The following is a 25,414-nucleotide window of genomic DNA, read 5'->3' as shown; positions in this document are numbered from 1 at the left end:
CGAAAAGTTGCATTGCAAATGGTGTTTACCCCTGCCGCATTCAGGGTTTTGCTTAGGGAGCGGGCAAATGTGCGACAGAACGATGAATTTTTTTGCACTTGCTAACGAAACACGATTGTAGATTGAAAAATGCTATTAACTTTCTGGCTTTTTATAGATTAGAATCGACGGGCTTTGTAAATCACACGCGGGTATTATTGATGACCTGCATTTATCAGGGGACTGCCCAGTGGCGCGGATAAATAAAATCTCGATCACGCTCTGTGCTTTACTGTTTACTTCACTCACTTTCACGCCAGTGGCAAACGCCTCTCAGCAGGCGCGGCATTCTGCTGTACAAAAAAACCATCTGGTGAAAGCCACAGAACGTAAGAAAAAAACCACCGCTAAGAACGACAAGAAAAAAACACCGGCTCAGACGAAACAGACCGCTTCCAGCAAAACGAAAACAAAACCTTCCCGCACTGCCCACTCTGCCAAAAGTAAAGCTTCGCAAACCGCCGCTAACCTCGTTACTGAAAAATGCATCACGCGTAAAGGCCATAAGGCGAAATGCACGAAGGTCACCAAAATTGCGGAAGTGCATAAAGTGCGCGTACAGAAAGCGCAAAAAACCGCAATGAATAAACTGATGGGGCAGATTGGTAAACCTTATCACTGGGGTGGGACTTCGCCGCGTACCGGTTTTGACTGCAGCGGCCTCGTCTATTACGCCTATAAAGATCTGGTCAAGTTCCGCATTCCGCGCACCGCCAACGAAATGTACCACCTGCGCGATGCCTCACCGGTTGACCGCGGTGAGCTGGAAAATGGCGATCTGGTGTTCTTCCGCACCCAGGGCCGCGGGACGGCTGACCACGTTGGCGTCTATGTCGGCAACGGAAAATTCATCCAGTCTCCACGTAGCGGTCAGGATATTCAGATCACCTCTCTCAGTGAAGACTACTGGGTACGCCACTACGTCGGCGCACGCCGCGTGATGACGCCGAAAACCATTCGCTAACCCCTGCCCTGCCACACCCTTGGCAGGGTAAGTTCCTCTTTTGCATACCCTTTCAATTTGCTATCCTGTCCTTGTTGTCTGTGTGGTTATTGGCAACGCAAAATACAATAAGGAGAGAAGCAATGTCGTTCGAATTACCTGCACTACCGTATGCAAAAGACGCCCTGGCACCGCACATTTCTGCGGAAACCCTGGAATATCACTACGGCAAACATCACCAGACTTACGTCACCAACCTGAACAACCTGATCAAGGGCACCGATTTTGAAGGCAAAACGCTGGAAGAGATCGTCCGCAGCTCAGAAGGTGGCGTATTCAACAACGCCGCTCAGGTGTGGAACCATACCTTCTACTGGCACTGCCTGGCGCCGAATGCCGGCGGTGAACCTGCCGGTGAACTGGCTACCGCCATCAACGCCGCCTTTGGCAGCTTCGCGGACTTCAAGGCGAAATTCACCGATGCCGCCATCAAGAACTTCGGTTCAGGCTGGACGTGGCTGGTTAAAGAGGCGGATGGCAAACTGGCTATCGTATCCACCTCTAACGCGGGCACCCCGCTGACCACCAGCGCGAAGCCGCTGATGACCGTGGACGTATGGGAACACGCTTACTACATCGATTACCGTAACGCGCGCCCGAACTACCTGGAACACTTCTGGGCACTGGTTAACTGGGACTTTGTGGCGAAGAACTTCGCCGCGTAAAAGACACGCAGAAGGGTTCGCCCTTCTGCGTTTTTGGTTTATTCCGCAGCGCAGGCTGCTTCTGGCTGTTTACGACCCGACATCATCACCAACAGCAGGCCGAGCGCGGCAATGATTGCCCCCATCACCGGCACAAAGCTGTATCCCAGACCACCTGAAATAACGGCCCCACCGGCCGCCGCACCGAGCGCATTGCCCAGGTTAAAGGCACCGATATTGACCGAGGATGAGAGGCCCGGCGCTTCATGCGCAACACGCATCACGCGCATCTGCAGCGGTGGCACCACGGCGAACGTTGCTGCACCCCAGACGACCATCGCCATCGCGGCGCCAAACTCGTTACGCGCCAGCCACGGAATGGCGATCATGATGACAATCAGCAGGGTTAAGAAGCCCTTCAGCGTCCCGCTCACGGAACGGTCGGCAAATTTCCCGCCGAGATAGTTACCAATCGAGAAGCCCACGCCAATCAGCACCAGCATCGCGGTCACAAAGAGAGGCGTTGCGTGGGTGATATCGTGCAGTACCGGTGAAATATAGGTATAGAGGGTAAACATCGCCCCTGCCCCGAGAACGGTGGTAAGCAGTGCGGAAAGCACCTGCGGGCGCACCAGCACCGACAGCTCCTTACGCACTTCCGGACGTTCTCCGGCGCTGCCTTTCGGCAGGGAGAAGAACAATGCCACCATCGCGACCACGCCCAGCCCGGCCGTCGCCAGGAAAGACATACGCCAGCCGATCGCTTCTCCCAGCCAGGTTGCAGCAGGAACACCGCCGATGTTAGCGATGGTCAGACCCATAAACATGGTGGCCACGGCGCTCGCCTGCTTGTGTTTTGGCACCACGCTGGCAGCAACGACCGATCCCAGCCCAAAGAACGCGCCGTGGTTAAGGCTGGTCAGAATACGCGACAGCATCAGCGTGGTGTAGTCCGGCGAAATGGCCGATAGCACGTTGCCGAGGGTGAAAATCGCCATCAGGAAAATCAGCGCATTGCGGCGCGCGCGGTGCGAAAGGAGAAGCGTCATCAGCGGCGCCCCCACCATCACGCCGATAGCGTAGGCGCTGATCAACATGCCTGCCGCGGGGATCGAGACGTCCACGCCGCGGGCGATGACGGGCAGTAACCCCATCGGGGAGAATTCAGTGGTGCCAATCCCAAAAGCGCCAATCGCCAGGGCCAGCAGGGGAAAATTGATTTTCATGCGTCAACTCCGGATGCCGTGTCACGTGGTGACACAGAACAAAGAAGCGGAAAGCATGACATCAATCACAAAAAATGAGAAGTTAACAAAATGGCAAAAGATTTTTGCCAGAGAAGTAACAATCCGGGGAGTCGGGAGGGAGAAGGCTCTCCCTCCGCGTAAATCAGTGCAGCGCAGCCGTCAGACCGGCCACAACAATCAGAGCCAGCACAACAACGGTGGTGAACAGCGAAAACTTAAGATCGGAACTCATCAATTTTTCTCCTTTTAATCCCCACACGAAAAGTGAGCTTGCTCATTTTTGCACAGATTACGTCAAAAATCTTCCTGGATTTATACTGATAACCACTTTACCTCTTCCCCTTTTCATCAAGATAGGACAAAATTCCACGCTAAATTTATTAGCGTACCGGCCATTGACCCCCTCCTGACGTCCCGTGTCGTTTTCCCGGCGTGCCGCAATTCAACATTGCGAGATAAGGGTGAGAGAAGGCAAACGTTTACCTTCAAGTTTTTCAGGAGCTTAGGATATGGTCTGGAGTGACATTTAATGGCAACAATTAAAGACGTAGCAAAACGCGCAAACGTTTCCACCACAACCGTATCACATGTAATTAACAAAACCCGCTTTGTGGCGGAAGAGACGCGCAACGCCGTCTGGGCAGCGATCAAAGAGCTGCACTATTCGCCAAGTGCGGTTGCGCGTAGCCTCAAGGTTAATCACACCAAATCCATTGGATTGCTGGCAACCAGCAGTGAAGCGGCCTATTTTGCCGAGATCATTGAAGCGGTCGAAAAGAACTGCTTCCAGAAAGGCTATACCCTGATTCTGGGCAACGCGTGGAACAGCATTGAAAAACAGCGTGCCTACCTGTCGATGATGGCGCAAAAGCGCGTTGATGGCCTGCTGGTAATGTGCTCCGAGTATCCGGAGTCAGTGCTGTCGATGCTGGAAGAGTATCGCCATATTCCGATGGTGGTGATGGACTGGGGCGAAGCGCGCGCAGACTTCACCGATTCCGTTATCGATAACGCTTTTGAAGGCGGCTATATGGCCGGTCGTTATTTGATCGAACGCGGTCACCGCGAGATTGGCGTGATCCCGGGTCCGCTGGAGCGCAACACCGGGGCGGGCCGTCTTGCCGGTTTTATGAAAGCGATGGAAGAAGCGCTGATCAACGTGCCGGAAAACTGGATCGTGCAGGGCGACTTTGAGCCGGAATCAGGCTACCGCGCGATGCAGCAGATCGTTTCCCAGCCGCACCGTCCGACCGCCGTTTTCTGCGGGGGTGACATCATGGCCATGGGCGCGCTCTGCGCCGCCGATGAGCTGGGTCTGCGCGTACCGCAGGATATTTCCGTGATCGGGTATGACAACGTGCGTAACGCGCGCTTCTTCACCCCAGCGCTGACCACCATTCACCAGCCGAAAGATTCGCTGGGCGAAACGGCCTTCAATATGCTGCTCGACAGGATCGTCAACAAGCGCGAAGAGTCGCAGTCCATTGAAGTTCACCCGCGCCTGATTGAACGCCGTTCCGTTGCGGACGGTCCGTTCCGCGACTACCGTCGTTAATCCCTTTACGGGGCCAGCTACGCTGGCTCCCGTAACCATTCCCGGTTCAGCGTTTCGCTGTCCCCCAGATAATCCAGCAGCCAGGCCATGGCGGGCGAGACATCATTTTGTTGCCAGGTCAGGCAGCAGGCCGCGTCCGGGAACGGATTTTCCAGCGTCAGTTCAACCCATTCGCCGGTATCGATGCGCGGACGCGCAAAATGAACGGGCACCATCGCGACGCACAGTCCGGCACTGAGGCACGTCGCCGACGATTCCCAGTCCGGAGCCACCACCCGCCGCTGGTTGTCCAGAAGCCAGGTGATACGCTTGGGCAATGAACGGGACGTATCCTCCAGCACCAGCGAGGGCCAGTTGCGCAGCGTATCGTCGCTAAGCGGCCCGTCCATCGCTGCCAGAGGATGATCGCTGGCCACCACGCATTTCCAGCTCAGCATCCCCATGTCGCGAAAGGCGTAACGTCCCCCGACCGGGATCGCCTGCGTCGCGCCAATCGCCATCTCCGCCCTGCCGTCCGCCAGCGCATCCCACACCCCGTTGAACACCTCCTGCGAGACCCGCAGCTCAACGTCAGAGAAATGACGATAGAAATCGACAATCATCTGTCGGGTGCGTTCCGGCTTCACGATGTTATCCACCGCGATGGAAAGATGTCCCCGCCAGCCGTTGGCGATCTGCTGGCACTGTTCGCGGGTGATCTGCATTTTTTTGATAACAGAACGCCCTTCCTTCAAAAACCACGCCCCGGCGGGCGTCAATTCCACGTCACGATGCCGCCGCTCAAACAGCGGAACCGCCAGCCACTCCTCCAGTTGACGCACCGTGTAGCTGATGGCCGAAGGGACGCGGTGCAGCTCCTGCGCCGCACCGCTGAAGCTGCCGTTACGCGCGACAGCATCGACCACTTCAAGAGAATAATCTGACCACATTTTCTGCCTGCAAAAAATTTGAATGCACCCGCCAAATATTAGCGTTTCACAAGCGGCTTTGCACTCCCTACACTCAGCGCCAATGTATACCTGCCTCCTCAGGAGAATAAAATAATGCAACCCAGGAACGGTTTTTTAGTCTGGCTCGGCGGCTTAAGCGTGCTGGGCTTTTTGGCCACCGATATGTACCTGCCGGCTTTTGCCGCGATGCAGGAAGATTTGCAAACCCCCGCTGCCGCCATCAGTGCCAGCCTGAGTTTGTTCCTCGCCGGTTTTGCTTTTGCACAGCTGCTCTGGGGACCGCTCTCGGATCGCTTTGGTCGTAAACCGGTACTGCTGCTGGGTCTGGCCATTTTTGCCGTGGGCTGCCTGGGGATGTTATGGGTACGCGACGCCACCTGGCTGCTGGTGCTGCGCTTCGTTCAGGCCGTGGGCGTCTGTGCCGCGGCCGTGACCTGGCAGGCGCTGGTGACCGACTACTACCCGGCTAACCGCACAAACCGTATTTTCGCCACCATTATGCCGCTGGTGGGCCTCTCCCCTGCCCTGGCTCCGCTGCTGGGCAGCTGGATCCTCGCGCACTTTGACTGGCAGGCCATTTTTGCCACGCTGTTTGCCATCACGCTGGTGCTGATGCTGCCGGCGTTTGCCCTCAAGCCTGCGCATAAAAAAGAGGCGCATGCCGACGCGAAGCCGATTACCTTCACCTCACTGTTGAGCGCCAAAGCGTATCGCGGGAATGTCCTGATCTATGCCGCCTGCTCGGCAAGCTTCTTCGCATGGCTCACCGGCTCGCCGTTCATTCTGCACGATATGGGCTACAGCCCGGCAGCCATCGGCCTGAGCTATGTTCCGCAGACAATCGCGTTCCTTGTGGGCGGGTACGGCTGTCGCGCGGCGCTGCAAAAATGGGAAGGCCAGCAGATGCTGCCGTGGCTGCTGGTGCTGTATGCGCTGAGCGTCATCGGGACCTGGGCCGTTGGCTTTATTCCGGGTGCCGGTCTGGCCGAAATTTTGATCCCGTTCTGCGTGATGGCCATTGCGAACGGGGCGATTTACCCTATCGTTGTGGCGCAGGCGCTGCGTCCATTCCCGCAGGCAACAGGCCGCGCCGCCGCGCTGCAGAACACCCTGCAGCTGGGTTTGTGCTTCCTGGCAAGCCTGGTGGTCTCGGCGCTGATTGCTACGCCGCTTTTGACCACCACCAGCGTGATGCTGTTCACCGTAGCGCTGGCGGTATTGGGCTATCGCATGCAGGCCTCCGCGCAGCGTGAGCAGGATAACGGTGCTCAGGTGGAAACCTCGCATGCCTGATTGCGCCAGAAATCATGTTATATTTCAGTGATTAGGTTGCTAACAATTTTCTATTGAATCACCAAATTTTGAAGCCTATACTAAATTTGGTTCGATTAAATACGATAAATATTAAGTGTTAACGGGAGCCGGAGTGCTCCCGTTTTACCATGGAAGGCATTTCGGCAAGGGTTATCTCCCTTCCTCTGTTCTACGTCGGATACTAGCCTCGCGGTATTTACCGTGAGATTTCTCACAAACCAAAAAAAGCGTCTACGCTGTTTTAAGGTTCTGATCACAGTAGGGTGATGGAGAAGCTATGAGTTCATCGTGTATAGAAGAAGTCAGCGTTCCGGACGATAACTGGTCCCGGATCGTCAGTGAACTGTTAGGTCGAGCAGGCATCACTATCAATGGATCATCGCCATCCGATCCTCAGGTTAAACATCCCGACTTTTTTAAACGCGTGTTGCGGGAAGGGTCGTTAGGCCTGGGAGAAAGCTACATGGACGGCTGGTGGGAGTGTGAACGTCTGGATACCTTTTTCGCCAGCGTGTTGCGTGCCGGTCTTGAAAATCAACTCCCTCGCAACCTGAAAGACACCCTGCGCGTCGCCTCTGCCCGACTTTTCAATCTCCAGAGTAAAAAACGCGCGTGGATCGTTGGCAAAGAACATTACGATCTTGGCAACGATTTGTTCAGCCGTATGCTGGACCCTTTCATGCAATACTCCTGCGCCTACTGGAAAGAGGCCTCGACGCTTGAAGAGGCTCAGCAGGCCAAGCTGCGTCTGATCAGTGAAAAACTGCAGCTACAGCCCGGCATGCGCGTGCTGGATATCGGTTGCGGCTGGGGCGGGCTGGCGTATTTTATGGCGAAGCACTATGGCGTCAGCGTGGTCGGCGTGACGATCTCAGCGGAACAGCAAAAAATGGCGCGAGAGCGCTGCCAGGGTCTCGATGTGGATATCCGGCTGCAGGACTACCGCGACCTGAACGAGCAGTTCGACCGGATCGTTTCCGTCGGCATGTTCGAGCACGTGGGGCCAAAAAACTACGATACCTACTTTGAGGTGGTGGATCGTAATCTGAAACCGGACGGGCTCTTCCTGCTGCACACCATCGGCTCTAAGCGGACCGACAACAACGTTGACCCGTGGATCAACAAATACATCTTTCCGAATGGCTGTTTACCGTCCGTTCGCCAGATTGCCAACGCCAGTGAACCCCATTTCGTGATGGAAGACTGGCATAACTTTGGCGCGGACTACGACACCACCTTAATGGCATGGCATGAACGTTTCCAGAAAGCCTGGCCAGAGATTGCGGACAACTATTCTGAACGATTCAAACGAATGTTTAGCTATTATCTGAATGCCTGCGCGGGGGCGTTTCGCGCACGGGATATTCAGCTCTGGCAGGTGGTATTCAGCCGTGGGATAGAACACGGACTGCGTGTCGCACGCTAAAAAAATAACCCCGGATATCCGGGGTTATTTTTTTATTCCTCTTCGGCGGTCTTTATTATTGCGGCTTCTTTTGCTGCCAGCACGCGCTCAACCGTATCCACCACAGCCTGGGTCTGAGGATCGATTTCGATATTCACGCGATGCCCCAGTTTTTTCGCGCCCAGCGTGGTGCGCTGCAGCGTTTCAGGAATTAAATGCACGCAAAAACGCGTTGGCGTCACTTCCCCTACCGTCAGGCTAATCCCGTCAATGCCAATAAATCCTTTATAGAGGATGTATTTCATTAATGACGGGTCCTGCATTTTAAACCAGATTTGACGGTTATTTTCCGAGGTCACGATTTTCGCCACTTCGGCGGTGGTCATGATGTGCCCCGACATAAGATGACCGCCAATCTCATCGCTGAACTTCGCCGCGCGCTCAACGTTGATGGTATCGCCTACCACCAGCTCGCCCAGGTTAGTGATGCGCAGCGTCTCTTTCATTAAATCAAAGCTAATCTGGTTGCCGTTAATTTCGGTAACGGTCAGGCAGCAGCCGTTATGGGCAATCGACGCGCCGGTTTCAATGCCCTCGAGCATATATTCCGGCAGCTCAACAACATGAGTACGGAAATTAGGTTTTTCATCAATGGACACCACTTTGGCAGTGCCCTGCACAATACCAGTAAACATGCTTACAACTCCTGTTTTTTCCGAACGGTGATGACACCGTTTAATCCCTCCACAATAACAGTTGGAAAAACAGGTTGCCAGCAGAGCGCATTTTCTGGCGATTTTTTCACTAGATAAATAGCTAAAGCCCGCTACAATAGCTGGCACCCCCCTGCATTTTCTTCTTGCTGCCAGTTTCGGCGGCTTTTTTAGTCTCTCATATAACTACAAAATAAAGGTGTTCACGTGCAGAAGTACATGAATGAAGCGCGCCAGCTATTGGCACTGGCTATACCAGTGATCGTCGCGCAGGTGGCCCAGACCGCAATGGGATTTGTGGATACGGTAATGGCGGGTGGCTACAGCGCCACCGACATGGCGGCCGTAGCTATCGGTACGTCAATCTGGCTTCCGGCCATCCTGTTCGGTCACGGTCTGCTGCTCGCGCTCACGCCTGTTATCGCTCAGCTCAATGGTTCGGGGCGCCGCGAGCGCATTGCCCATCAGGTCCGCCAGGGCTTCTGGCTGGCAGGATTTGTCTCGGTGCTGATTATGGTCGTGCTCTGGAACGCGGGCCATATCATTCGCGCTATGCATAACATTGACCCGGCACTGGCGGACAAAGCCGTGGGTTATTTGCGCGCGCTGCTCTGGGGTGCGCCTGGCTACCTCTTCTTCCAGGTGGCGCGTAACCAGTGTGAAGGCCTGGCGAAAACTAAGCCCGGCATGGTGATGGGCTTTATCGGGCTGCTGGTCAACATTCCCGTTAACTATATCTTTATTTACGGTCATTTCGGGATGCCGGAGCTGGGCGGCGTCGGCTGCGGCGTGGCGACGGCCGCCGTTTACTGGGTAATGTTCTTCTCGATGCTTACCTTCGTGAAGCGCGCCCGCTCCATGCGCGATATTCGTAACGAGCACAGATTCAGCACGCCGGACTGGAACATCATGACGCGTCTGGTGCAGTTAGGGCTGCCGATTGCCCTCGCGCTGTTCTTTGAGGTGACCCTGTTTGCCGTGGTCGCCCTGCTGGTCTCCCCGCTGGGCATTGTGAACGTCGCCGGGCACCAGATCGCGCTGAACTTTAGCTCCCTGATGTTCGTCCTGCCGATGTCGCTGGCGGCGGCGGTGACGATTCGCGTGGGCTTTCGTCTGGGCCAGGGCTCAACGCTCGATGCGCAAACGGCCGCCCGAACCGGGCTGGGCGTCGGCGTCTGCATGGCGATCTGTACTGCGCTCTTTACCGTTGCATTACGCGAGCAGATCGCCCTGCTCTATAACGACAATCCGGAAGTCGTCACGCTGGCATCGCACCTGATGCTGCTGGCCGCGATTTACCAGATTTCTGACTCCATTCAGGTGATTGGCAGCGGCGTGCTGCGCGGCTATAAAGACACGCGTTCCATCTTCTTTATCACCTTCATCGCCTACTGGGTGCTGGGTCTGCCGTGTGGCTATATTCTGGCCCTGACCGACCTGGTGGTTGACCGCATGGGGCCGGCGGGGTTCTGGATGGGCTTTATCATCGGCCTGACGTCGGCGGCGATTATGATGATGATGCGCATGCGCTTCCTGCAGCGCCAGCCATCAACGATCATTTTGCAACGCGCTGCCCGTTAAATACGCAGTAGCCGCCGCCCGGCGGCTACTTTCTCTTCACTTTGCGCGGTAATACAGCAATCGCGTGAAATCAGAGAGAAAATTGCATTTTCCCTCTTGCCACCTCGGGGCTGTGCCGCTAATATTCGTCCCCGTTGTCACCGACAACACGTTGCGTTCATAGCTCAGTTGGTTAGAGCACCACCTTGACATGGTGGGGGTCGTTGGTTCGAGTCCAATTGAACGCACCATTCTGCGTCCGTAGCTCAGTTGGTTAGAGCACCACCTTGACATGGTGGGGGTCGGTGGTTCGAGTCCACTCGGACGCACCATTTCAGTCCTGAAATGGTGCAAATTCTCCTCTGATAGCCTGAATTTTCTTAATCCTTTATTTTCATCATTATTCTCCTGCTACGCTTTTCCTATGGAAAAAAACACAGGAAACGTGTCGATGAAGAAAATCGCGATTATCGGCTCCGGCCCCACAGGGATTTACACCTTTTATCACCTGCTTCAAAACAGCACTCCGCTCTCCGTTTCCGTTTTCGAGCAGGCAGATGAAGCCGGCGTGGGCATGCCCTATAACGAAGGCGATAATTCCCGGCTGATGCTGGCGAACATTGCGAGCATTGAAATCCCGCCCATTTTTATGACCTACCTCGACTGGCTCAAGGAACAGAGCGACGCCCATCTGGCGCGTTTTAAGGTTGATAAAGCCCGCCTGCACGATCGGCAGTTCCTGCCGAGGATCCTGCTGGGGGAGTATTTTCGCGACAGCTTTCGATCAATCGTAAAAGAGGCGAAAAACCTGGGGTTCCAGGTTGAGATCCATGAATCAGCGAAGGTCACCGACATCAACCCTTCGACAACCGGCGTGACGATTTCGGTCAACGACCGCACCCTACCGGATAAATTCGACCTGGCGGTTATCGCCACCGGCCACGTCTGGCCAGAGGAGGATGAAGCCACGCGCACGTTCTTCCCAAGCCCGTGGTCCGGCCTGATGGATGCCAGCATTCCCCCTTGCCGCGTGGGCATTATGGGCACCTCGTTGAGCGGTCTCGACGCGGCTATGGCGGTGGTGATGCAGCACGGTGAGTTTCGTGACGGTAAATTCATCCTCGACAACGGCAGCGAAGGGTTACACATTACGCTGATGTCCCGGACGGGCATTCTGCCGGAAGCCGATTTTTACTGCCCTATTCCTTACGAACCGCTGTCGGTTTTGACCGAATTCGTGGTGGAAAGCGAGATAGCCAAAGGACCGGATGGCCTGCTTGACCGCATTTTTGCCCTGATGGTCAAAGAGCTTCAGCTTGCCGATCCGGCATGGTGCGAGAAAATGTCTCTGCATACGCTGAATGCGGACACTATTCGTGAGGCCTGGTTTGAGGATCGTAAACGGCACGGCCCCTTTACCTGGGCGGAAGAGAATCTCAACGAGGTTGAACGCAACAAACGGGAACGCCGTACCGTGGCCTGGCGCTATACCGTGCTTCGGCTGCATGAAGTGGTTCAGGAGATCGTCCCCCATCTCGATGAGCAAGACGGTGAACGCTTCAGTCAGGGGCTGGCTCGGGTATTTATCGACAATTATGCCGCCATTCCTCCGCAGTCTATCCGCAGGCTGCTCGCACTTCGCGAAGCCGGCATCATCAGCGTGGCCGCGCTCGGTGACGACTATACGCTCGACGTTGGCAGCGATCGAACGGTGATAACCACAAAAGAGACCGTCTATCGTTTCGACGTATTTATTGACGCACGCGGACAAAAGCCGCTCAAAACGAAAGATCTGCCTTTCCCGACGCTGCGAAAACAGCTGGAAGCAACCGGCGATGAGATACCCGATATCGGCGAGGATTACACCTTAAAAGCGCCTGACACCGTGCGCGGACGCATCACCTTCGGCGCGATACCGTGGCTGATGCACGACCATCCCTTCGTGCAGGGGCTGGCGGAATGTGCAGAGATTGCAGAAGCGATGGCGAAGGCGGCTGAAAAACCCGCGTCGGGATCGCGGAGAAGTTTGCCGTATATTGAGATCTGACAGGGCTTCCATGCCCTGCTGTCGGTAATTACTCGAAGAAGACTTCCGGGTTTTCCGACAGCGAAACGAAACTTTTCGTCGCTTTATCCAGCGCGAGGATTTCGCCGCTTTCAATATCGTACACCCAGCCGTGCAGTCGGATGGAGTTATTACGCAGGCCCACCGCAACGGACGGATGGGTCTTGATGTTGCTCAGCTGCGCAAAGACGTTTTCCTGCACCATCGCATTGACCTTATCGATCGGCTTATCCCAGGTTTTCTTCTCAACCACGGCTTTCGCCGCGTCGGAATAGCGCAGCCAGTGTGACACCGCAGGCATCGGCTCCAGGTTCGCGTTATCGGCAATCGCCTTCATCGCGCCGCAGTTGGAGTGACCGCAAATCACGATATCCGTGACGCCCAGCGCCACGACGGCGTATTCGATGGTAGCGGACACACCGCCTGGCTCCGGTCCGAACGGCGGCACAATGTTGCCAGCATTACGAATGACAAAGAGTTGTCCTGGCTCTTGCTGGGTGACCAGTTCCGGGACCAGACGGCTGTCGGAGCATGAGATGAACAGCGCTTTGGGATTCTGGCTGGACGCTAAACTGCGGAAGAGTTCTTTACGTTGCGGGAAAATCTCTTTTTGAAAGCTGAGAAAACCTTCAATGATATGTTGCATAGCAATGTCTCTTTTATCTGTTTTAGTTTAGGCATGATCGAGATCACACTCGTAAAGTTTACCCATCGTGGTTTACTTCAGACAAGCAATATATTTCTGGCCCGACCGCTGCACGATCTCGTCCGCACTGGCCAGGATGTTCTGCCCTTCGAACGCGCCGTAAAGACGTTCAAAGGTTTTGCCTTCGAGATGACTCACCACCGACGCCACCGTTCGGGCCGGCAGCGGGAGATAATTCGGGTAGCTCCACATAAACGAGACGGCGTCTTTACCCGGCGTGACCTGCAGAATATCGCCAACCAGCAATACCCCGTCCCCCTCCTGCCAGTGCAGCACCGTTCCCCCGGCAAAATGCCCACCCAGACGCAGCAGGGTCACCGACGGGAAAATCTCCTGCGTTTCCCCCTCCCAGAAATGAATGGCCGGGCTGTCGCGCATCACCCACTCTTTGTCGCTGGCGTGCAGGTACACCGGCGCATCAAACGCCGCAGCCCACTCCTGCATCGTGGTGTAATAGTGCGGATGTGAAATCGCAATCGCGCTGATGCCGCCAAGGGCGGCGATGAGGGTTTGGGTTGCGGGATCGAGGTTGGCGATGCAGTCCCAGAGGATATTGCCGTGGGGCGTTTGCAGGAGCAGCGCCCGCTGGTTAATCGCAAACGCAGGAACCGTTTTGATACCGAATAATCGCGGCTCCAGCTGCTGCCATTTGTTGCTGTGCGTGGCGGTGACGGTATCGAGATCGGTCCACGCCTGCCCCGTGATGGGCACATACTGGCGTTCATCCTCACAAATCGGGCATCTGTCCGGCTGCGTATCGTAGGCGGTTCCACAGGTTTTACAGAGTGTAATCATGTGCTCTCCTCAGCGATAAAGCACTGAGTATGGCAGGGATTATCCTTATGTGCTGCGAGGTACATTGCTGGCTTTTTTTGCCCTATACTGTGCCAGTATCGAAAACTGAACAGAGCAGGTGCAACATGGAAATTGATCTCGATAACTTAGTCTTTAACGGTCTGGATGAAGCTGAAGAGCGTAATGCGGAACGTCTGGACGATGCAGACAAAAAAGCGCAGGCGATTGTCGCCGACGATGACTGCGGCGACGCCTGCAAGATCTAATAAAAAAGCACCGGGAAACCGGTGCTTTTTTATTTCACTCGTTAAACGTCACGCACACCTCGTTCCAGTAGGTTTCGCGCGTGCGGCGCAGTTCAGCGTGACGTTTTATCATGGAACCACTCCGGGTCAATGTTGGCAACGTCTACGCCATACAGGCTGGCGACAGGCAGTATCGACTCAAGAACACGTTGCGCGCTGTTCTCCGCATTCGCTGGCCGGGCCGCAAAAAACCGCCGTAACGTGCTGATCCACTTTTTCATCGTCTTACCCTCTCTCGCCGTGTCTGACCTCAGTTAAGCACCCAAATCCCGTGCAGGGGAAATACCAAAATCTACTGTCTATGTGCAGGATCTGCAAATAGCACCCCGTCCTTTTCACGCTTCATTAACACCTTGTTCACTAATGCTTTTTTGCTCATAGCAAAGAACGATTTCTTATTTGGCGATAGCTTTCCCTTATGGGAGCGTAACGGGGTAAAACAAAAACAACGGGATGGCGAATGACTATGGCAGCAAATATGAAAGGGTTTACCAAACGGACACTGGTTCTGGGATTACTGGCGGCGGGGAGCCTGCTTTCAGCTCAGGCACAGGCCGATCAGTTGGCGGATATTAAGGCAGCAGGGGTGGTGAAAGTGGCCACGTTTGACGCCAACCCGCCGTTTGGCTCGATTGATGCCAAAACGCATGAGATCGTGGGTTATGACGTGGACTTTGCCAAAGCGCTGGCAAAATCGCTCGGCGTGAAGCTTGAACTGGTTGCCACCAATCCGGCCAACCGCATTCCGCTGCTGCAGTCCGGCAAAGCCGACCTGATCGTGGCGGATATCACCATCACCCCGGAACGCGCACAGGTCATTGATTTTTCTACGCCTTACTTCGTTACCGGCCAGCAGTTCCTCGTTCCGGCAAAATCACCGGACAAGCTTGATGACTATAGCCGGGCGCGCATTGGCGCAGTAAAAGGAACGACGGGCGAGCAGGCGCTGCACCAGCATTTCCCGCAGTCCCGCGTCCTCTCTTATGACGACATCCCGCTGGCGTTGACCGCACTGCGCAATGGCAACGTACAGGCCATTACCCAGGACAGCACCATTCTGGCCGGCCTGCTGGCGCAGGCGCCGGACAAAGCCAACTTCAAAATCCTGCCCGACCTGCTCAGTAAAGAAGAGATTGGCGTAGGGGTGAAGAAAGGTGAAACGGCGCTGCTGAAAGCCGTTAACGACGAACTGGTTAATCTCGAGAAGACCGGTCAGGCGGCAAAAATCTATGATGTCTGGTTTGGTCCTGGCACCCCTGCTCCACAGCCGCGCGCCTTTAAAATAGAAGCCAGGTAATTATGCTCTCAGGTTTATTTTCACACTCCGCGGCCGGTGCCGCGGATTTTTCACATCTGGAACAGGCCAGCGTCGAGTTTCGTCATGTGGACAAACGCTACGGTGACCATCAGGTTTTAAACGACATTAACCTCACCATCACGCCCGGAGAAGTGGTTGCCATCCTCGGCCCTTCAGGCTCCGGTAAATCCACCCTGATCCGTCTTATCAACCAGCTTGAAACCCTGAGCGGCGGGGAGATTCTGGTCGACAACAAGCCTACCGGAAAGCTCTCCGGTACCGGGCTGCGTCAGCTGCGTAGCCGCGTGGGGTTTGTGTTCCAGCAGTTCAATCTTTACGCCCATCTCACCGCCAGCCAGAACATCACCCTGGCACTGGAGCACGTTCACGGCTGGAAGCCACAGCCAGCCCAGGCGCGCGCGCTGGCCCTGCTGGAGAAGGTCGGGATGCTGGAAAAGGCCCACCATTACCCGGCAGAGCTATCCGGCGGACAGCAGCAGCGCGTGGCGATAGCCCGCGCCCTCGCCTCTTCACCGCAAATCATTCTGTTCGATGAACCCACCTCCGCGCTGGATCCGGAGATGATTGGTGAAGTGCTGTTCGTGATGAAAGCCCTCGCCCACAGCGGGATCACGATGATCGTGGTGACTCATGAGATGCAGTTTGCCCGGGAAATCGCCGACCGGATTGTCTTTATCGACGGCGGGCAAATTCTGGAAACCGCGCCGCCGGCGCAGTTTTTCAGCCAGCCAGCGCATCCGCGCGCGCAGCGCTTCCTGCAAAAGGTGCTGGATCCGCTGCATCAGGAGCATCTGTAATGCCCGCGCTCGACTGGCAGGGGGTACTGACCGGACAGCCTCTGCAGTGGATACTTTCCGGATTTCTCACCACCCTGTGGGTGACGCTGGCGGGGATCGTGCTGGCCAGCCTGCTCGCACTGCTCTTTATGCTCCTGCGCCTGTCCGGTGGACGCGTCGGGAAAGCGATCGTCAGCGGCTGGGTATCGCTGTTTCGCAATACGCCGCTGCTGGTGCAGCTGCTGTTCTGGTATTTTGCCGCCTGGAACGGGCTGCCGCAGGCGTTTCGCGACGCGGTCAACGCCGATCACAGCTGGTCCATTCTGCCCGGCGACGTCTGGTGGTTTACGCCCGAATTTTTATGCTCTGCCTGGGGGCTGGGCGTTTTTACCTCGGCGTTTTTAATCGAAGAGGTGGAAGCCGGGTTGCGTTCCGTGCCCGCCGGGCAGCGGGAGGCGGCGCTCGCCCAGGGATTCTCCACGTGGCGCTTGTTTCGCTTCATCCTTCTGCCGCAGGGCCTGGCCAACGCCTGGCAGCCCGTTGTGGGCCAGTATCTCAATCTGATGAAGCTCTCCTCGCTCGCCAGCGGGATTGGCTTCGCCGAGCTCACCTATCAGGTCAGGCAGATCGAAAGCTATAACGCGCACGCGCTGGAGGCGTTTACCCTCGGTACCGTGCTCTATCTGCTGACCGGCCTGGTCATGGGGATGGTGCTGGTACGCCTTGGGCCACAGGCGAAACGTAAACGCCCGATCGTCGCCACCACAGGGAGTGAAAAACATGATTGCCGGACTTAATGTCATCACCGATAACCTCGATTATCTGCTGTGGGGACGCGCGGCAGCCGGTGAACCGGGAGGCGTGCTGCTTTCGTTAATGATGGCAGCAGGCGCTGCGGTTATCGCTCTGCCCGGAGGGATACTGCTCGCGTGCCTGGCCTGGCGCTTTACCGGGCTCGTGCGAAAAGTCCTCTTTTTATGGGCAGAGCTGATTCGCGGGATCCCGCTCATCTTCGTGATTTTCTGGATGTGGTATCTCCTGCCGCTCATCACCGGGGGCGATCTTCCCGGGGCGCTGACCGTCACGCTGGCACTGGCCTGGTTTACGGCGGCCACCGTGATGCACTCGGTGCTGGCCGGGCTGAGCGCACTGCCGACCGGGCAGTACGAGGCCGCGCTGTCTCAGGGCTTCAGCACCCAACAAACCCTGTTGCACGTGCTGCTGCCGCAGGCGCTGAGGAATATTCTGCCGTCGCAGGTGGGGATTTTTATCAGCCTGCTGAAGGATACGTCGCTGGCGTTTATCGTGAACGTCCCGGAACTGACCACGGTGGCGGGACAGGTCAACAACCGGGTGCAAATCTATCCGGCGGCCATTTTAATCTTTACGGGCGTGGTCTACTACCTGCTCTGCTGCTCGCTCGAGCAGCTTGCGAAACGCTGGCGCCTTACCCGGCCAGCGCTTTAACCACCGTTTCCATTGCCTCGGTTGTCAATGCACTGCGTTTCACGCGCTGGTTCGCCAGCGCGGTACGCAGGACTCCGGCAATGACAATATGCTTTGGCTCCTGCCCTAAATCACGCATCTCAAGCACGACTTTCCCGACCACCCGGCACATCTCCTGATACAGCGCTTCATCTTTGGTCACGTTACCCATCGTCATCACTCCATTGCCTGTTAAACGTTGAGCTTAAATGATTCTCCAGCCGGATACAAAAAAGAAGCCCGGCGATAGACTCGCCGGGCTTCATCAGTAAAATCAGTAAATTAGTTGTTTACAGGAATAACCGCGCCTTTGTACTTGGTGCGGATCCAGTCCTGAATCTCTTTCGAGTGCAGCACGTTCACCAGCGCGACGATATCTTTCTTCTTCTCGTCACCGCGGTGTACGGTAATGATGTTGGCGTACGGGTTGTTTTCACCGCTCTCTACCGCAATCGGGTCGTGAACCGGATCCAGACCGGCGTCAATCGCGTAGTTGGCGTTGATCACCACCGCATCGCCTTCGTTGTTGTTGTACATCTGCGGCAGCAGAGACGCTTCAACGTTAGGCGTGAACTTCAGCTTTTTCGGGTTCTCGACGATGTCGCTGATGCGCGCGGTCACTTTATCGATGCCCGGCTTCAGCTTGATCACGCCCTCTTTCTCGAAGATGGAAAGAATACGGCCCTCTTCAGAAACCGCGTCACGCATGATGATCTTGCCGCCTTCCGGCAGGTCTTTCAGCGACTTGTATTTTTTGGAGTAGATGCCGATTGGCTCAATGTGGATCGCGCCCGCACTGACAAAATCGTAGTCCTTATCGCCCGCATGATCTTTCAGCACGCTGTTCAGGTAAGGAATATGCTGGAAATAGTTCGCGTCGATGTCATGACCCGCCAGCGCGGTATTCGGCAGAATGTAATCCTGGAACGGTTTAATCTCCAGGTCGATACCCTGCTTCGCCAGAATCGGCTTTGCCTGCTCCAGAATTTCCGCATGCGGCGTGTTGGATGCACCCACGGTCAGGGTGTCGGCCCAGGAGGCGAAGCTCAGGGCGCTCAGGGTTGCAGCGGCGATCAGTGTCAGTGTCTTTTTCATGATGTGGTTCCTGTGTGTATTTATTAGCGTTTATCTAACAGTGAAGTAATGACATCGCCGCAGAACTGGATAATGAAAACGATGATTAAAATGGTCACCGTTGCCACCAGCGTGACGTCACCATGGTTGCGCTGGAATCCTTCCAGATAAGCCAGATTTCCCAAACCACCGGCGCCAATCACCCCCGCCATTGCGCTGTAGCTCACCAGCGCAATCAGCGTCACCGTAATACCTGATACCAGTGCGGGTGATGATTCCGGCAGTAAAACCCGAAACACGAGCGTGCTCAGTCGTGCGCCCATCGAGCGCGTCGCTTCAATCACGCCTTTATCCACTTCACGCAGGGCGATCTCCACCAGGCGTGCGTAGAACGGTGCGGCACCCACTATCAGGGCCGGCAGCGCCGCGTTGGCGCCAAGAATGGTGCCGACGACGGTCTTGGTGAACGGGATCAGCAGCACAATCAAAATGATGAACGGAATCGAGCGGAACACGTTCACCACAATCGAAATCACGCTGTAGACCGTGCGGTTGTGGAACAATCCGCCGCGCGCGGTTAAAAACAGCGCCAGACCCAGCACGATGCCCAGCACAAAGGTCGCCACCCCGGACAGCGCGGTCATGTACAGCGTCTCAAGCGTCGCCGCCCAGAGCTGATCCCACTTGAGATGCGGAAAGAGATTCTCAGCCATGTTTAATCACCTCGCCTTCAATATCGCTGTGCTGCAGGTCGGCGAGGATATTGTTCAGTTGTTCGTCAGATGCCACGACGTGCACCCAGAGTTGACCAAACACGCCGTGAGCGGTTTGGGTCATTTTTCCGTGCAGGATGTTAAACGGCAGGCCGTAGCGCAGCGTCAGTTCGCCCACAATCGGCTTATGCGTGCTGTGCCCGGTAAAGGTCAGCCTGATGACCGTCCCTTCCAGATCGTTTGCCAGTTCGGTATTGAACGTTTCTTCTTCAGCGTACTGGCTCACCTGACGCACAAACTGCTGCGTAATCGGCTGCTGCGGATGGGTAAAGACGCTCAGCACGTCTCCTTCTTCCACCACCTTACCGTTCTCCATTACCGCCACGCGGTCGCAGATTTTGCGCACCACGTGCATCTCGTGCGTGATGAGCACGATGGTCAGCTTAAAGCGGCGGTTAATATCCAGCAGCAGATCGAGGATCTGATCGGTGGTCTGCGGGTCAAGCGCGGAGGTGGCTTCATCGCAGAGCAGCACATCCGGGCGATTAGCCAGCGCACGCGCAATGCCCACGCGCTGCTTTTGACCACCGCTCAGCTGCGACGGATAGGCATGCTCGCGACCTTTCAGGCCAACGAGTTCAATAAGCTCGGCCACGCGGGCCTTTATTTCGGCTTTCGGTACGCCGGCAATTTGCATCGAGAACGCAATATTCTCGCTGACCGTGCGCGACCACAGCAGGTTAAAGTGTTGAAACACCATGCTGATCTTCAGACGCGCCTGGCGCAGCGCTTCACCTTTTGCGGCAGAAATGTTCTGCCCGTTGATGGTTACGCTGCCGCTGCTCGGTTTTTCCAGCCCGTTGAGCAGGCGGATAAGCGTACTTTTACCTGCGCCGCTGTAACCAATGATCCCGTATATCTGTCCCTGTGCTATCGTCAAATTGACGTTATCAACGGCTGTGAGTGCCACCTTTCCGTTGTCAAAAACCTTCGAAATATTGCTCAGTACAATCATTCTTATTCATTATCCGTGCCGCCCGTGGCGGTTTAGCAGTATGGATGTCCAAACGATAGTAAACAGCCGTTACCCGCTTTTAAATGAACAAAAAAGAATGTGTTATAACTTTCCGAAATAAACAGCGGATTTACCGGGTGGGAAGCATTTAGACCAATTTCAGCAATGATTATCTGCCGGATGCATATCTGCTGGCGGACGGGCGCAAAAAACGGTCATTTTTGCAGCATTTTATCCCGATATAGCCATCCTCACATCCAGACAACTTTACGTCTTGCTGTCCTGCCATCCAGAAATGGCATTTATATTCCTTTCTGTTCTAAACGGCAGTGAATGGTTCTTTATTGAGAAAATTTCACCGCCCTATCATCCCGTCATGACATCCAGAAAGGAAAACATCATGACGATTTATCACTCCGTCACCGAACTGATTGGTCGTACCCCGCTGATCCAGCTGCATAAGCTTGATACCGGTCCCTGCTCGCTCTTTCTGAAGCTGGAAAACCAGAACCCGGGCGGTTCGATTAAGGATCGCGTTGCGCTGTCGATGATTAACGAAGCGGAACGTACCGGTAAGCTGAAGCCTGGCGGCACGATAATTGAGGCTACGGCGGGCAATACCGGCCTCGGCCTGGCCCTGATCGCCGCCCAGAAAGGCTACTCGCTGATTCTGGTGGTGCCGGACAAAATGAGCCGCGAGAAGATTTTCCACCTGCGCGCGCTGGGTGCCCAGGTGGTGCTGACCCGCTCCGACGTCAATAAGGGCCACCCGGCCTATTACCAGGATTACGCCCAGCGCCTGGCCAGTGAGCTGCCCGGCGCGTTTTACATCGACCAGTTCAACAACGAAGCCAACCCGCTGGCGCACCGCACAACCACGGCGCCGGAACTGTATGAACAGCTTGACGGCCGGATCGACGCCATCGTCGTGGGCGTCGGCTCAGGCGGCACGCTGGGCGGCCTGCAGGCGTGGTTCGCCGAGCACTCTCCGCATACTGAATTTGTCCTGGCAGACCCGGCCGGATCCGTGCTAGCCGACCAGGTGGAAACCGGATGCTACCACGACGCGGGCTCCTGGCTGGTTGAGGGAATTGGCGAAGACTTTATTCCGCCGCTGGCCCACATTGAAGGGGTGAATCGCGCCTGGCGCATCACCGACCGCGAAGCCTTCACCACCGCGCGCGAGCTGCTGAAAACGGAGGGCATTCTGGCGGGCTCCTCCAGCGGCACGCTGCTTGCGGCCGCGCTGAAGTATTGCCAGGCGCAGACCACGCCGAAGCGCGTGGTGACCTTCGCCTGCGACAGCGGCAATAAGTATCTTTCGAAGATGTTCAACGACGACTGGATGCGACAGCAGGGGCTCATCACGCGTCCTCAGGCCGGCGACCTGTCTGACTACATCGCCCTGCGTCACGATGAAGGCGCCACCGTTACCGCGGCCCCGGACGACACGCTTTCCACCGTTCTGGCACGCATGCGTCTGTATGACATCTCCCAGCTGCCGGTGCTGGAGAACGGCAAGGTGGTCGGCATTATCGACGAGTGGGATCTCCTGCGGCATATCGGCGGCGACGGCGATCGCTTCGCGCTGCCGGTGACGGCAGCCATGACGCGTCAGGTGGAGTTTCTTGATAAACACGCCCCGGAAAGCGCCCTGCACGCCATCTTCGACCGCGGCCTGGTGGCCGTCATTAATGACAACGACCGTTTTCTCGGTCTGATTACGCGCAGCGACGTTCTGACCGCCTGGCGCAACCGTCTTCAGCAATAAAGGAACAGATGATGAAAAACCTGGCTACCCTGAGCGTCCACAGCGGCGAGTTCAACGACCAGCACGGCGCCGTCATGCCGCCGATTTACGCCACCTCGACGTTTGCGCAACCGTCACCCGGCGAGCATACCGGCTATGAGTATTCGCGCAGCGGCAACCCTACCCGCCACGCGCTGGAAACCGCGATCGCCGAACTGGAGGGCGGCGCGCGCGGCTACGCCTTCGCTTCCGGTCTGGCGGCCATCTCCACGGTGCTCGAACTGCTGGATAAAGACAGCCATATCGTCGCCATTGATGACGTTTACGGCGGGACGTACCGCCTGATCGAAAACGTGCGCAAACGCAGCACCGGCCTGCAGGTCAGCTGGGTTAAACCGGACGACCTCGCCGGGCTCGAGGCCGCCATCCGCCCGGATACGCGTATGGTGTGGGTCGAGACGCCGACCAACCCGCTGCTGAAGCTGGCGGATCTGGCGGCCATCGCGGCAATCGCCCGTCGTCATAACGTCATCAGCGTGGCGGATAACACCTTCGCGTCGCCGGTGATCCACCGTCCGCTGGAGTCTGGTTTCGATATCGTGGTGCACTCTGCCACCAAATACCTTAACGGCCACTCTGACGTGGTCGCCGGGCTGGCGATTGTCGGGGATAACAAGGAACTGGCGGACAAGCTGGGCTATCTGCAAAACGCGGTGGGCGGCGTTCTGGATCCGTTCAGCAGTTTCCTGACGCTGCGCGGTATTCGCACGCTCGCGCTGAGGGTCGAAAAGCACAGCACCAACGCGCTGGCGATTGCGCAATGGCTGGAGCAACACCCTCTGGTCGAAAAGGTGTTCTATCCCGGCCTGGAGTCGCATCCGCAATATCAGCTTGCCCGCACCCAGATGGCCCTGCCCGGTGGCATGATTTCCGTCGTGGTAAAAGGCGATGCGCAACGCGCCACCGAGGTGATTCGTAACCTGAAGCTTTTCACCCTCGCGGAGAGCCTGGGCGGCGTGGAAAGTCTGGTGAGCCAGCCTTACAGCATGACCCACGCGTCGATTCCGCTCGAGCAACGCCAGGCAAACGGCATTGTGCCGCAGCTGATCCGCCTGTCAGTCGGGATTGAAGATCCCAAAGACCTGATTGCCGACCTCAGCCAGGCGCTGCAAAAATAAGCAAAATGCGGCAGGTCCCTCACCTGCCGCCACAAGTTGTCATCATGGCTTAACGCATTGATAACAATATTATGTGAAACTGCACAGATTATTTCTGAAACACCGTTTCCATTTTCCTTTTATCTTCAAATCAGCGTATAATGCGCGCCTAATCCCTGGTGAATGGTTTCAGCGCTTGGAATACAAAAAACAACGTACAACTTCTCCTCTCCTTCGTTGGGCTGTCACTCAGGCACACTTTCTTCTGCACGCTCATTTGATGTCTCCTATCCTTAGTGCGTGTCATATACTCTTTTGCAACACAGGTTTGACTCCGCGGCGGTGCGCCCCCGGAGCGAGATTTCCATATCCTTCCCAACTTAAAGACTAAGACTGTCATGAAAAAGACGAAAATTGTTTGTACTATCGGCCCGAAAACCGAATCTGAAGAGATGCTGAGCAAAATGCTGGATGCCGGCATGAACGTGATGCGTCTGAACTTCTCCCACGGTGACTACGCAGAACACGGTCAGCGTATCCAGAACTTGCGCAACGTGATGAGCAAGACCGGTAAAAAAGCCGCGATCCTGCTGGATACCAAAGGTCCAGAAATCCGTACTATCAAACTGGAAGGCGGTAACGACGTCTCTCTGAAAGCAGGCCAGACCTTCACCTTCACCACCGACAAATCCGTTGTCGGCAACAGCGAAATCGTTGCAGTGACCTATGAAGGCTTCACCAACGACCTGTCCGTCGGTAACACCGTGCTGGTAGACGATGGTCTGATCGGTATGGAAGTTACCGCTATCGAAGGCAACAAGGTTATCTGTAAAGTACTGAACAACGGCGACCTGGGCGAAAACAAAGGCGTTAACCTGCCGGGCGTTTCTATCGCACTGCCAGCGCTGGCTGAAAAAGACAAACAGGACCTGATCTTCGGTTGCGAACAAGGCGTTGACTTTGTTGCGGCATCCTTCATCCGTAAGCGTTCTGACGTGGTTGAAATTCGTGAGCACCTGAAAGCCCACGGCGGCGAGAAGATCCAGATCATCTCCAAAATTGAAAACCAGGAAGGCCTGAATAACTTCGACGAAATCCTCGAAGCGTCTGACGGCATCATGGTTGCACGTGGCGACCTGGGTGTAGAAATCCCGGTTGAAGAAGTGATCTTCGCGCAGAAGATGATGATCGAGAAATGCGTGCGCGCGCGTAAAGTGGTTATCACCGCAACGCAGATGCTGGACTCCATGATCAAAAACCCACGCCCTACCCGCGCTGAAGCAGGCGACGTGGCAAACGCCATCCTCGACGGTACTGATGCGGTTATGCTGTCCGGCGAATCCGCCAAAGGTAAATATCCGCTGGAAGCGGTGTCCATCATGGCCACCATCTGCGAACGTACCGACCGCGTGATGAAAAGCCGTCTGGACTACAACAACGACAGCCGCAAGCTGCGCATCACCGAAGCGGTATGCCGCGGTGCGGTAGAAACGGCTGAGAAACTGGAAGCCCCACTGATCGTGGTTGCCACCCAGGGCGGTAAATCTGCTCGCGCCGTGCGTAAATACTTCCCGGATGCGACTATCCTGGCGCTGACCACCAACGAAACCACTGCGCGTCAGCTGGTGCTGAGCAAAGGCGTGATCCCACACCTGGTGAAAGAGATCGCGTCTACGGATGATTTCTACCGTCTGGGTAAAGAAGTGGCTCTGGAGCTGGTTGATCGTGGTCTGGCACAGAAAGGTGACGTTGTGGTCATGGTTTCTGGCGCACTGGTACCAAGCGGCACTACCAATACCGCATCTGTTCACGTGCTGTAATAATT

Annotated in this window: 27 protein-coding genes and 2 tRNA genes; 18 read left to right on the top strand and 11 right to left on the bottom strand. The window is 55.9% G+C overall.

All coding sequences use genetic code 11. The features are described from left to right. Positions 1–229: 229 nt before the first annotated feature. Together ACW9E7_RS07790 and sodB are read left to right on the top strand one after the other, a co-directional pair. Positions 230–1,003: a C40 family peptidase gene (locus tag ACW9E7_RS07790; RefSeq protein WP_136194737.1), complete on the top strand. Its 774-nt coding sequence runs from the start codon at positions 230–232 to the stop codon at positions 1,001–1,003. Between the two features lie 122 nt (positions 1,004–1,125). After that, entirely contained in the window at positions 1,126–1,707 is a 582-nt protein-coding gene (gene sodB / locus ACW9E7_RS07785; RefSeq protein ID WP_023311353.1) for a superoxide dismutase [Fe], read from the top strand. A 38-nt stretch (positions 1,708–1,745) separates the two neighbouring features. On the opposite strand, the gene ACW9E7_RS07780 is transcribed toward sodB, so the two are convergent. Together ACW9E7_RS07780 and cydH are read right to left on the bottom strand one after the other, a co-directional pair. Beyond that, the gene (locus ACW9E7_RS07780) at positions 1,746–2,912 is read right to left on the bottom strand and encodes an MFS transporter (protein WP_149366745.1); all 1,167 of its coding nucleotides are present in this window, start codon (positions 2,910–2,912) and stop codon (positions 1,746–1,748) included. A gap of 163 nt (positions 2,913–3,075) precedes the next feature. Next, entirely contained in the window at positions 3,076–3,165 is a 90-nt protein-coding gene (gene cydH, locus ACW9E7_RS07775) for a cytochrome bd-I oxidase subunit CydH (RefSeq protein WP_136194736.1), read from the bottom strand. A gap of 297 nt (positions 3,166–3,462) precedes the next feature. Between cydH and purR the strand changes: the two genes are divergently transcribed. After that, entirely contained in the window at positions 3,463–4,488 is a 1,026-nt protein-coding gene (gene purR, locus ACW9E7_RS07770; protein WP_194400987.1) for an HTH-type transcriptional repressor PurR, read from the top strand. Positions 4,489–4,505: 17 nt separating this feature from the next. On the opposite strand, the gene punR is transcribed toward purR, so the two are convergent. Beyond that, positions 4,506–5,417: a DNA-binding transcriptional activator PunR gene (gene punR, locus ACW9E7_RS07765; protein ID WP_048222755.1), complete on the bottom strand. Its 912-nt coding sequence runs from the start codon at positions 5,415–5,417 to the stop codon at positions 4,506–4,508. 114 nt (positions 5,418–5,531) lie between these two features. Here punR and punC point away from each other — a divergent pair, with 114 nt between their 5' ends. Both punC and cfa read left to right on the top strand, forming a co-directional pair. Continuing rightward, complete coding sequence (gene punC, locus ACW9E7_RS07760) at positions 5,532–6,731, top strand: purine nucleoside transporter PunC (protein WP_143345013.1); 1,200 nt, start codon at positions 5,532–5,534, stop codon at positions 6,729–6,731. Positions 6,732–7,029: 298 nt separating this feature from the next. Beyond that, complete coding sequence (gene cfa, locus ACW9E7_RS07755) at positions 7,030–8,178, top strand: cyclopropane fatty acyl phospholipid synthase (RefSeq protein ID WP_458727517.1); 1,149 nt, start codon at positions 7,030–7,032, stop codon at positions 8,176–8,178. A gap of 32 nt (positions 8,179–8,210) precedes the next feature. On the opposite strand, the gene ACW9E7_RS07750 is transcribed toward cfa, so the two are convergent. After that, positions 8,211–8,852: a riboflavin synthase subunit alpha gene (locus tag ACW9E7_RS07750; protein WP_095442481.1), complete on the bottom strand. Its 642-nt coding sequence runs from the start codon at positions 8,850–8,852 to the stop codon at positions 8,211–8,213. A gap of 225 nt (positions 8,853–9,077) precedes the next feature. On the opposite strand from ACW9E7_RS07750, the gene mdtK reads away from it, so the two are divergent. From mdtK to ACW9E7_RS07730, 4 genes are all read left to right on the top strand, one after another. Beyond that, positions 9,078–10,451, top strand: coding sequence for an MdtK family multidrug efflux MATE transporter (gene mdtK / locus ACW9E7_RS07745; protein WP_458727516.1), 1,374 nt, complete (start codon positions 9,078–9,080; stop codon positions 10,449–10,451). 153 nt (positions 10,452–10,604) lie between these two features. Then, positions 10,605–10,681: transfer RNA gene (locus ACW9E7_RS07740), tRNA-Val, on the top strand. Between the two features lie 4 nt (positions 10,682–10,685). Next, a tRNA-Val gene (locus ACW9E7_RS07735) sits at positions 10,686–10,762 on the top strand. Positions 10,763–10,881: 119 nt separating this feature from the next. Continuing rightward, positions 10,882–12,477, top strand: coding sequence for an FAD-NAD(P)-binding protein (locus ACW9E7_RS07730; protein WP_458727515.1), 1,596 nt, complete (start codon positions 10,882–10,884; stop codon positions 12,475–12,477). Between the two features lie 28 nt (positions 12,478–12,505). Here the strand turns inward: ACW9E7_RS07730 and ACW9E7_RS07725 are convergent, their stop codons facing one another. After that, positions 12,506–13,141 (bottom strand): carbonic anhydrase, encoded by a 636-nt coding sequence (locus ACW9E7_RS07725; RefSeq protein ID WP_109844381.1) that lies wholly within the window; start codon positions 13,139–13,141, stop codon positions 12,506–12,508. Between the two features lie 72 nt (positions 13,142–13,213). Then, positions 13,214–13,996 (bottom strand): MBL fold metallo-hydrolase, encoded by a 783-nt coding sequence (locus ACW9E7_RS07720; RefSeq protein ID WP_458727514.1) that lies wholly within the window; start codon positions 13,994–13,996, stop codon positions 13,214–13,216. A 125-nt stretch (positions 13,997–14,121) separates the two neighbouring features. Between ACW9E7_RS07720 and ACW9E7_RS07715 the strand changes: the two genes are divergently transcribed. Then, entirely contained in the window at positions 14,122–14,262 is a 141-nt protein-coding gene (locus tag ACW9E7_RS07715; protein ID WP_003857665.1) for a hypothetical protein, read from the top strand. Between the two features lie 92 nt (positions 14,263–14,354). Here the strand turns inward: ACW9E7_RS07715 and ACW9E7_RS07710 are convergent, their stop codons facing one another. Beyond that, complete coding sequence (locus ACW9E7_RS07710; RefSeq protein WP_038419198.1) at positions 14,355–14,522, bottom strand: hypothetical protein; 168 nt, start codon at positions 14,520–14,522, stop codon at positions 14,355–14,357. Positions 14,523–14,767: 245 nt separating this feature from the next. On the opposite strand from ACW9E7_RS07710, the gene ACW9E7_RS07705 reads away from it, so the two are divergent. Genes ACW9E7_RS07705 through ACW9E7_RS07690 form a run of 4 tightly spaced genes read left to right on the top strand, consistent with a single transcriptional unit; the run spans position 14,768 to position 17,862 of the window. Next, positions 14,768–15,598 (top strand): ABC transporter substrate-binding protein, encoded by an 831-nt coding sequence (locus ACW9E7_RS07705; protein WP_458728377.1) that lies wholly within the window; start codon positions 14,768–14,770, stop codon positions 15,596–15,598. A 2-nt stretch (positions 15,599–15,600) separates the two neighbouring features. Next, positions 15,601–16,416: an amino acid ABC transporter ATP-binding protein gene (locus ACW9E7_RS07700; protein WP_458727513.1), complete on the top strand. Its 816-nt coding sequence runs from the start codon at positions 15,601–15,603 to the stop codon at positions 16,414–16,416. Beyond that, a complete protein-coding gene (locus tag ACW9E7_RS07695; RefSeq protein WP_458727512.1) occupies positions 16,416–17,192 on the top strand; it encodes an amino acid ABC transporter permease in 777 nt (258 codons plus the stop codon). The genes ACW9E7_RS07700 and ACW9E7_RS07695 overlap by 1 nt, the downstream gene beginning before the upstream one ends. Continuing rightward, positions 17,176–17,862 carry an amino acid ABC transporter permease gene (locus ACW9E7_RS07690; protein ID WP_458727511.1) on the top strand — a complete coding sequence of 229 codons (687 nt, stop codon included), beginning with the start codon at positions 17,176–17,178 and terminating at the stop codon, positions 17,860–17,862. Before ACW9E7_RS07695 ends, ACW9E7_RS07690 begins: the two co-directional genes overlap by 17 nt. Here ACW9E7_RS07690 and fumD read toward each other — a convergent pair. From fumD to ACW9E7_RS07670, 4 genes are all read right to left on the bottom strand, one after another. Further along, complete coding sequence (gene fumD / locus ACW9E7_RS07685) at positions 17,843–18,052, bottom strand: fumarate hydratase FumD (RefSeq protein ID WP_023343959.1); 210 nt, start codon at positions 18,050–18,052, stop codon at positions 17,843–17,845. The two genes, ACW9E7_RS07690 and fumD, sit on opposite strands and share 20 nt — an antisense overlap. Positions 18,053–18,162: 110 nt before the next feature. Then, positions 18,163–18,975 carry a MetQ/NlpA family ABC transporter substrate-binding protein gene (locus tag ACW9E7_RS07680; RefSeq protein WP_008500616.1) on the bottom strand — a complete coding sequence of 271 codons (813 nt, stop codon included), beginning with the start codon at positions 18,973–18,975 and terminating at the stop codon, positions 18,163–18,165. 23 nt (positions 18,976–18,998) lie between these two features. After that, positions 18,999–19,667: a methionine ABC transporter permease gene (locus ACW9E7_RS07675; protein ID WP_008500617.1), complete on the bottom strand. Its 669-nt coding sequence runs from the start codon at positions 19,665–19,667 to the stop codon at positions 18,999–19,001. Next, positions 19,660–20,682: a methionine ABC transporter ATP-binding protein gene (locus ACW9E7_RS07670; protein WP_045910313.1), complete on the bottom strand. Its 1,023-nt coding sequence runs from the start codon at positions 20,680–20,682 to the stop codon at positions 19,660–19,662. The genes ACW9E7_RS07675 and ACW9E7_RS07670 overlap by 8 nt, the downstream gene beginning before the upstream one ends. A gap of 400 nt (positions 20,683–21,082) precedes the next feature. Between ACW9E7_RS07670 and ACW9E7_RS07665 the strand changes: the two genes are divergently transcribed. The 4 genes from ACW9E7_RS07665 to pykF all read left to right on the top strand — a co-directional run bounded on the left by ACW9E7_RS07665 (position 21,083) and on the right by pykF (position 25,409). Next, the gene (locus ACW9E7_RS07665; RefSeq protein ID WP_136194727.1) at positions 21,083–22,453 is read left to right on the top strand and encodes a pyridoxal-phosphate dependent enzyme; all 1,371 of its coding nucleotides are present in this window, start codon (positions 21,083–21,085) and stop codon (positions 22,451–22,453) included. A gap of 11 nt (positions 22,454–22,464) precedes the next feature. Beyond that, the gene (locus ACW9E7_RS07660) at positions 22,465–23,610 is read left to right on the top strand and encodes a trans-sulfuration enzyme family protein (RefSeq protein ID WP_458728376.1); all 1,146 of its coding nucleotides are present in this window, start codon (positions 22,465–22,467) and stop codon (positions 23,608–23,610) included. 73 nt (positions 23,611–23,683) lie between these two features. Next, positions 23,684–23,980, top strand: a complete 297-nt coding sequence (gene ynhH, locus ACW9E7_RS07655) for a protein YnhH (RefSeq protein ID WP_420889903.1) — start codon at positions 23,684–23,686, stop codon at positions 23,978–23,980. A 7-nt stretch (positions 23,981–23,987) separates the two neighbouring features. Beyond that, entirely contained in the window at positions 23,988–25,409 is a 1,422-nt protein-coding gene (gene pykF / locus ACW9E7_RS07650; RefSeq protein ID WP_115874849.1) for a pyruvate kinase PykF, read from the top strand. The last annotated feature ends 5 nt before the right edge of the window (positions 25,410–25,414 follow it).

This window comes from Enterobacter sp. H2G27, from assembly GCF_054403075.1.
The sequence above is the reverse complement of the archived record's forward strand: the minus strand, read 5'-3'. Positions and strand labels throughout refer to the sequence as shown.

Excerpts from the sequence above, each read along its gene's own strand:
- sodB (WP_023311353.1), top strand. The coding sequence starts at position 1,126 with ATGTCGTTCGAATTACCTGCACTACCGTATGCAAAAGACGCCCTGGCA.
- ACW9E7_RS07780 (WP_149366745.1), bottom strand. The coding sequence starts at position 2,912 with ATGAAAATCAATTTTCCCCTGCTGGCCCTGGCGATTGGCGCTTTTGGG.
- cydH (WP_136194736.1), bottom strand. The coding sequence starts at position 3,165 with ATGAGTTCCGATCTTAAGTTTTCGCTGTTCACCACCGTTGTTGTGCTG.
- purR (WP_194400987.1), top strand. The coding sequence starts at position 3,463 with ATGGCAACAATTAAAGACGTAGCAAAACGCGCAAACGTTTCCACCACA.
- punR (WP_048222755.1), bottom strand. The coding sequence starts at position 5,417 with ATGTGGTCAGATTATTCTCTTGAAGTGGTCGATGCTGTCGCGCGTAAC.
- punC (WP_143345013.1), top strand. The coding sequence starts at position 5,532 with ATGCAACCCAGGAACGGTTTTTTAGTCTGGCTCGGCGGCTTAAGCGTG.
- cfa (WP_458727517.1), top strand. The coding sequence starts at position 7,030 with ATGAGTTCATCGTGTATAGAAGAAGTCAGCGTTCCGGACGATAACTGG.
- ACW9E7_RS07750 (WP_095442481.1), bottom strand. The coding sequence starts at position 8,852 with ATGTTTACTGGTATTGTGCAGGGCACTGCCAAAGTGGTGTCCATTGAT.
- ACW9E7_RS07730 (WP_458727515.1), top strand. The coding sequence starts at position 10,882 with ATGAAGAAAATCGCGATTATCGGCTCCGGCCCCACAGGGATTTACACC.
- ACW9E7_RS07725 (WP_109844381.1), bottom strand. The coding sequence starts at position 13,141 with ATGCAACATATCATTGAAGGTTTTCTCAGCTTTCAAAAAGAGATTTTC.
- ACW9E7_RS07720 (WP_458727514.1), bottom strand. The coding sequence starts at position 13,996 with ATGATTACACTCTGTAAAACCTGTGGAACCGCCTACGATACGCAGCCG.
- ACW9E7_RS07715 (WP_003857665.1), top strand. The coding sequence starts at position 14,122 with ATGGAAATTGATCTCGATAACTTAGTCTTTAACGGTCTGGATGAAGCT.
- ACW9E7_RS07710 (WP_038419198.1), bottom strand. The coding sequence starts at position 14,522 with ATGAAAAAGTGGATCAGCACGTTACGGCGGTTTTTTGCGGCCCGGCCA.
- ACW9E7_RS07705 (WP_458728377.1), top strand. The coding sequence starts at position 14,768 with ATGGCAGCAAATATGAAAGGGTTTACCAAACGGACACTGGTTCTGGGA.
- ACW9E7_RS07700 (WP_458727513.1), top strand. The coding sequence starts at position 15,601 with ATGCTCTCAGGTTTATTTTCACACTCCGCGGCCGGTGCCGCGGATTTT.
- ACW9E7_RS07695 (WP_458727512.1), top strand. The coding sequence starts at position 16,416 with ATGCCCGCGCTCGACTGGCAGGGGGTACTGACCGGACAGCCTCTGCAG.
- ACW9E7_RS07690 (WP_458727511.1), top strand. The coding sequence starts at position 17,176 with ATGATTGCCGGACTTAATGTCATCACCGATAACCTCGATTATCTGCTG.
- fumD (WP_023343959.1), bottom strand. The coding sequence starts at position 18,052 with ATGGGTAACGTGACCAAAGATGAAGCGCTGTATCAGGAGATGTGCCGG.
- ACW9E7_RS07680 (WP_008500616.1), bottom strand. The coding sequence starts at position 18,975 with ATGAAAAAGACACTGACACTGATCGCCGCTGCAACCCTGAGCGCCCTG.
- ACW9E7_RS07675 (WP_008500617.1), bottom strand. The coding sequence starts at position 19,667 with ATGGCTGAGAATCTCTTTCCGCATCTCAAGTGGGATCAGCTCTGGGCG.
- ACW9E7_RS07670 (WP_045910313.1), bottom strand. The coding sequence starts at position 20,682 with ATGATTGTACTGAGCAATATTTCGAAGGTTTTTGACAACGGAAAGGTG.
- ACW9E7_RS07665 (WP_136194727.1), top strand. The coding sequence starts at position 21,083 with ATGACGATTTATCACTCCGTCACCGAACTGATTGGTCGTACCCCGCTG.
- ACW9E7_RS07660 (WP_458728376.1), top strand. The coding sequence starts at position 22,465 with ATGAAAAACCTGGCTACCCTGAGCGTCCACAGCGGCGAGTTCAACGAC.
- pykF (WP_115874849.1), top strand. The coding sequence starts at position 23,988 with ATGAAAAAGACGAAAATTGTTTGTACTATCGGCCCGAAAACCGAATCT.